Below are 4,510 nucleotides of genomic sequence, written 5' to 3'. Positions count from 1 at the left end.
CATCATCAAGCCGTTCAAGCTCGACGAGGTGAAGGAGGCGCTGCAGGAGATCGGCATCCAGGGCCTCAGCGTCATCGAGGCCAAGGGGTTCGGGCGGCAGAAGGGCCATACCGAGCTCTACCGCGGCGCCGAGTACGTCGTCGACTTCCTGCCCAAGGTGAAGATCGAGGTGGTGCTGGCCGACGAGCAGGTCGACCAGGCGATCGAGGCGATCATCAACGCCGCCAAGACCGGCAAGATCGGCGACGGCAAGATCTTCGTCATGCCGGTCGAGCAGGCGATCCGCATCCGCACGGGCGAGGAAGGCAACGACGCGCTCTGAGCCATCCGCCCGAGAAAGACATTCTAGGCCCAAGGAACCGAGATGAGTGACAAGAAAACCGTCCTGAAGTCCCTCAAGGACGAGGACATCGCCTATGTCGACCTGCGCTTCTGCGACCCGCGCGGCAAGCTGCAGCATGTGACCATCGTCGCCGATCTCGTCGACGAGGACTTCCTCGACGAGGGCTTCATGTTCGACGGCTCCTCGATCGCCGGCTGGAAGTCGATCGACAAGTCGGACATGAAGCTGATGCCCGACACGGGCTCGGCCTATGTCGATCCCTTCTTCGCCGAGAAGACGCTCTGCCTGCACTGTTCGGTGCTCGAGCCCGACACCAACGAGCCCTACGACCGCGACCCGCGCGGCACGGCGCTGAAGGCCGAGGCCTTCCTGAAGCAGACCGGCATCGGCGACGTCTCCTACTTCGGGCCGGAGGCGGAGTTCTTCCTCTTCGACGACGTGCGCTTCTCGAACAAGCCCAACAAGGTGTCCTTCGAGGTCGATGCGGTGGATGCGGCCTGGAACACCGACACCCACTACGAGATGGGCAACATGGGCCACCGCCCGGGCGTGAAGGGCGGCTACTTCCCGGTGCCGCCGGTCGATGCCGGGCAGGACATCCGCGGCGAGATGCTCTCGACGATGAAGCGGATGGGGATGAAGGTCGACAAGCACCACCACGAGGTCGCCTCGCCGCAGCACGAGCTCGGGATGATCTTCGGCTCGCTGACCCAGCAGGCCGACAACATCCTGAAGTACAAGTACGTGATCCAGAACGTCGCCGCCGCCTACGGCAAGAGCGCGACCTTCATGCCGAAGCCCTACTACGGCGACAACGGCTCGGGCATGCACGTCAACATGTCGATCTTCAAGGGCGGCAAGCCGGTCTTCGCCGGCGACAAGTATGCCGACCTCTCGAACGAGGCGCTCTGGTTCATCGGCGGCATCCTCAAGCACGCCAAGACGATCAACGCCTTCACCAACCCGACGACCAACAGCTACAAGCGGCTGATCCCGGGCTTCGAGGCGCCGGTTCTGCTCGCCTACTCGGCGCGCAACCGCTCGGCCTCGATCCGCATCCCCTGGTCGGAGAACCCGAAGGCCAAGCGCGTCGAGGCCCGCTTCCCCGACCCCTGCGCCAACCCCTACCTCGGCTTCGCGGCGCTGCTGATGGCCGGCATCGACGGCATCCGGGGGAAGATCGATCCCGGCCCGGCCTCGGACAAGGACCTCTACGACCTGCCGCCGGAGGAGCTGGCCGAGATCCCGACCGTCTGCGGCAGCCTGCGCGAGGCGCTGACCTGCCTCGAGCAGGACCACGAGTTCCTGCTGCACGGCGACGTCTTCACCAGCGACCAGATCGCCGCCTACATCGCGCTCAAGTGGCCCGAGGTCTACACGATGGAGCACACGCCCCATCCGGTCGAATACCAGATGTACTATTCGCTCTGACGGAGATCCGGGCGCGGGTGGGCGCGCGCGCCCACCCGGGCAACCTGCTGGTATCAAAGGCCGTTCCGGTTCGCATCAACGCTTTCGCAAGGAAGGTTAACGCCGCTCGGAACGGCCCCCGTGCCGTGCGTCAGGGCTGGAACTCGGGGCCGTCGTAGTCGACCGACACCTCGATCGTTCCGGCGACGATGTCCGCGGCGAGCGCCTCCACCCGGGCACGCGTCTCCGCGGGCACGTCGGGCGCCAGCGCCAGCGACACCGCCGCCGGATCCTCGAGGCCGATCTGGCGCACCACGCCGGGCTCCCACTTGCCGGCGGCGAGGTCGCGCGCCGCCTGCAGCGAGGGGATCGACACGTTGGCGATCGCCGAGGCGACGAAGACGTCGGGGTGATCGGCGTACCAGTCGCGCACGTTGCCGATCTGCTTCACCCCCTTCTCGCGCATCGCCTCGATCGCGCCGGTGCGGCCGGCATTCAGCATGGTGAAGACGATGTCGGCGCCGGCGTCGATCTCGGCCGCCGCCACCTTGTGCGAGAGCTCGTTGTCGTCCTGGTCGCCGGCGAAGATCGTCAGGAACTTCGCCTCCGGATTGGTGTGCATGAGGCCGTGGTAGAAGGCGCCGCGGCCCTTGAGCCCCGGCGGCACGCGGATGCCGGAGATGTGCCCGACCGTGCCGGTCTCGGTCAGCAGGCCGGCGGCGGCGCCGGCGAGCCAGGCCGATTCCTCCTGCAGGACCTCGTAGCTCGCGACGTTCGGGCCGGTCAGCGCGCCCTGCACCACCGTGAAGCGCACGTCGGGAAATTCGGCGGCGACGATCTCGACCGCCGGGGCGGTCTGGCCGCCGTGAGCGATGACCATGTCCGGGCCGGAGGCGGCGAGCTCGCGCAGCGCCGTGGCCATCGCCTCGGGCTGGGGCGGGATCCCGTCGATGTAGCGGGTCTCGGCCCCGAGCTCGTCGCCGATCGCGACGAGGCCGTTGTAGCCGGCCTGCATGAAGCCGCCGTCGTCGATCCGGCCGGGGATCAGCATGGCGATCGCGAGCGGCTGGTCCGCGGCGAGCAGCGCCGCCGGCAAGGCCGGGACGCTGCCGGCGGCGATGAGCGCGGTCAGAACCGCGCGCCTGGCTATCTGCATTTTTCGGAAGTCCTCCACGGGAGTCGGGTCGGGAAGGCGATACTATCCGGGGTCGGCGCTGCCGGAACCTCGAACAGCCTGAAGCTCCTTCAAGTCGTTCCTGAAGATCGCGCGCCAAAGGCCCGAATCACCAACCTTGCGGCTTGTGCCGCAGCTCAGGACGACGCCTGTCCCCGTGCCGCCCAGGCGCGAGCGCCCATCGCGATCGGTCCGCTGCCGAGCCGTCCCTCCAGCCGCTCGCGGAGCGCGGCCCGGCGCTCCGGGGCGAGGCTGGCGCAGTAGCCCGGCGCCGGGCCGGCGCCAAGGGTGAAGGGCGTCCAGAAGTCGGCGAAGTCGGCGAAGACCGTCGCGATCTCGACCGGCTCGACGCCGACGTCATCGAAGCCGGCGGCGGCGCATTCGGCCGCGATGGCATGGCGGGTCGTGAAGGGGAAGCGGCGCGCCTCGTCGAGGGCGGCGGCCGCGGGGTCGAGCTCCGCCGCCGCCTTCCAGAAGCGGTCGACGAACTCGAGCCCGCCCCCGGCATAGTCCCAGACGTAGAAGGCGAGCCACCCCCCCGGCCGCAGCGCCCGGAGGAGGTCGGCGAGCGCCGCCGGCCGGTCGGGGACGAAGTTCAGCACCAGCCCCGAGACCGCGACGTCGATCGTCGCGTCGGCCGCCGGCAGCGCGCCCGCCTGCCCGCGCTCGAAGCGCACCCGCGGGTCGGGCACCGCCGCCCGTGCCGCCGCCAGGAAGTCCTCCGAGGGATCGACGGCGACGAGCGAGCGCGGCGCGCCGGCGGCCAGCACGGCCGCCGTCAGCGCCCCGGTGCCGCAGCCGAGCTCGACCCAGTCCGCCCCGGCAGGCGCATCGAGCCGGGCCAGGAACGCCGCCGCCACCTGCCGGCTCCAGCGGCCCATGTAGGCCTCGTAGCTCTGGCCGGCGGTCCAGGCGTCGTGCTTCGCCTCGTCGCCCATCCGCATATCCTACCACGAAGGCGCCGGAGTCGCAGGTCCAGGCGCGCCCGCGTCATCGCGCCAGGAGGTCGGCCACGAACGCCGGCACCACCTCGGTCGCGGGGCCGTAGCGGGCGTCGTCGAAGACGCCGGCATTGTCCGACGGCGCGAGGTTGAGCTCGACGGTCGGAATGCCGGCCGCCCGCGCCTGTGCCACGTAGCCCGCCGCCGGATAGACCGCGCCGGAGGTGCCGACGGCGACGAAGAGGTCGGCCGCGGTGAGCGCCGCCTCGATCCGGTCGAGGCCGATCGGCATCTCGCCGAACCAGACCACGTCCGGCCGCATGGCGCCGGTCTGCCAGCAACCCTCGCAGATCGTCTCGACCGAGAGGTCGCCGCGGCAGGCCTCGCGCCGTCCGCACCAGCCGCAACGGGCGGTGAGGAGCTCGCCGTGCATGTGGTGCACCTGCGGCGACCCCGCCCGTTCGTGCAGGTCGTCGATGTTCTGCGTGCAGAGGAAGAGCTCGGTCCCCGCCGCCAGCCGGACGAGCGCGGCATGGGCGGCGTTCGGCGCCGCGGCGCGGAGGTTCCGCCGGCGGAGGTTGTAGAATTCGTGCACCCGCGCCGGGTCGCGGGCGAAGGCCTCGGGCGTCGCGAGCTGCATCG

The 4,510-nt window shown here is 70.0% G+C and carries 5 protein-coding genes; 2 read left to right on the top strand and 3 right to left on the bottom strand.

From position 1 onward, the window contains the following. The first annotated feature begins 1 nt into the window (after position 1). Entirely contained in the window at positions 2-322 is a 321-nt protein-coding gene (locus tag Q0112_RS16085; RefSeq protein WP_297976992.1) for a P-II family nitrogen regulator, read from the top strand. Between the two features lie 42 nt (positions 323-364). Continuing rightward, complete coding sequence (gene glnA, locus Q0112_RS16080) at positions 365-1,774, top strand: type I glutamate--ammonia ligase (RefSeq protein WP_297976991.1); 1,410 nt, start codon at positions 365-367, stop codon at positions 1,772-1,774. A gap of 130 nt (positions 1,775-1,904) precedes the next feature. Here glnA and Q0112_RS16075 read toward each other — a convergent pair whose 3' ends face one another. The 3 genes from Q0112_RS16075 to Q0112_RS16065 form a co-directional block, all read right to left on the bottom strand. After that, positions 1,905-2,909 carry a BMP family protein gene (locus tag Q0112_RS16075; protein WP_297976990.1) on the bottom strand — a complete coding sequence of 335 codons (1,005 nt, stop codon included), beginning with the start codon at positions 2,907-2,909 and terminating at the stop codon, positions 1,905-1,907. Positions 2,910-3,064: 155 nt separating this feature from the next. Then, positions 3,065-3,865: a class I SAM-dependent methyltransferase gene (locus Q0112_RS16070; RefSeq protein ID WP_297976989.1), complete on the bottom strand. Its 801-nt coding sequence runs from the start codon at positions 3,863-3,865 to the stop codon at positions 3,065-3,067. A gap of 52 nt (positions 3,866-3,917) precedes the next feature. Beyond that, positions 3,918-4,510, bottom strand: a 593-nt coding sequence (locus tag Q0112_RS16065; RefSeq protein WP_297976988.1) for a Sir2 family NAD-dependent protein deacetylase, incomplete at its 5' end; no start/stop codon positions are given.

The organism is uncultured Amaricoccus sp., from assembly GCF_937858865.1.
Taxonomy (GTDB): domain Bacteria; phylum Pseudomonadota; class Alphaproteobacteria; order Rhodobacterales; family Rhodobacteraceae; genus Amaricoccus.
Note: the sequence above shows the minus strand (reverse complement) of the source record. Positions and strands in the feature narration are given on the sequence as shown.